The 1,639-nt window shown below is 35.4% G+C and carries 1 protein-coding gene; it reads left to right on the top strand.

Annotated elements, in window-relative coordinates:
- Positions 1 to 406 precede the first annotated feature (406 nt).
- On the top strand, positions 407 to 1,639 hold a 1,233-nt coding region (locus AC3E9F_RS08405; protein ID WP_490673006.1), incomplete at its 3' end, for a collagen binding domain-containing protein.

Genomic DNA, 1,639 nt, shown 5'->3' with positions numbered 1-1,639 from the left:
TTTGTAACTCTCATTTCATCAATCGTTGCCATTGCGTTCTTACGTAAAAATGAAAAAGAATAAGGTTAAAGATTGATTAACTATATAAAGGACTATTTCAAAATAGTCCTTTTTCATTTCCTCGACGAATGAAACATTGCATACAAACATTGTACAAAGTAAATGTTTAAATTTTTTCAGCGAATTTGATATAATTTTATACTTAAAACATTTAAATACTTGAAGTTTTATTTATTTGTGATATAATTCACCATATAGGGTATTTTTTTGATAATTGACTAGTAGGAGGTGCATTTTTAGTAGTGTTGTCTTGAAAAAGTAACCTATATAATTATGCATATTTTTGTAAGTTTTAGTTTTAACATACAAATAAGTGTAAAAATTTGGAGACAAATAGGAGAAGGAAATGAAAAAAAATAATCTAAGTAGACTTGCAAAAGTCTTCTTTCTTGTATTTTTACCCTTATTGTTCATAGTATTTTCGCAGTCTGATGTGGTAAAAGCTGGAGATGTCAGTAATAATATTAGCTCACTGACTGTTTCATCAAATGAAATCACAGATGGTGGACAAACAACCGTTAAGTTTACATTTGACGAACACGCACAAAAAATCCAACCAGGTGACACATTAAAAGTTAATTGGACTAGTTCTGGTACAGTCTATGGGGTAGGTTTTAAAAAGACTATTCCTCTAAACATCGACGGAACTTACGTTGGAGACATGGTCATTACTGATGGCTCTGCTACTGTTACTTTTAACGAAGCTATCAAAAACCTTCAAAACATCCGTGGTTGGGGTGAATTTGAGATTGAAGTTCATAACAATACAGCAACTGATAAAGAACATGTTGGTAAATTTACTATCATCAGTGGAGATAAGACAGTTGATTTAAGCGTTAAGAAAATGGCGACTGGCGAAAACCACGCTCCATTCTACTTAAAAGCTGGGGACATGCACGCTGACGACCCTGAACACATTCTTTGGACATTGACAATCAACGCAATGAACTTAGAAGTAGACGGCGACGTTCGTGTTGAAGATGAAGTCCAAGGTGGACATTCACTTGTTAAAGATAGCTTCAGTATTACTACAACAGGTAATAAACCTGGATATTACGGCGGTGAAACTGCTATCGACGATTTCTTAGCGGCCTTTCCTGGATCAACATTCACAATTGATGCTTCTGGAAAAATCACTGTTACAATTCCAAAAGACTTGATCAACAAGACTGGCGTTCTAATTTTCTATCGTACAAAAATAGAAAATGAAAAGCAAAAAGACTTCAAGAACAACACAAAAGTTTGGTACCAAGTCAAAGGTGAAACTGCGGTTGTGGCCAAAGAAGTAAACGAATCTGTGGCAAACATCAATGCAAATGGTGGTGTGGATGGAGATCAGACTTCAACTACAACCACAACTACTACGACAACCACAACAACTACTACAACAACTACTACAACAACTACAACTGAAGCACCTACAACCACGACTACTTCGACAACTACAACAGAGGCACCTACAACAACTACAACTGAAGAACCTAAGACTACTTCAAGTACAACTACTACAACTGAAGAGCCTAAGACTACTTCAACAACAACTACAACTGAAGAGCCTAAGTCTACTTCAAGCACAACA

It is taken from the genome of Streptococcus sp. SCPM-O-B-15277 (M60) (assembly GCF_058200335.1).
Note: the sequence above shows the minus strand (reverse complement) of the source record. Positions and strands in the feature narration are given on the sequence as shown.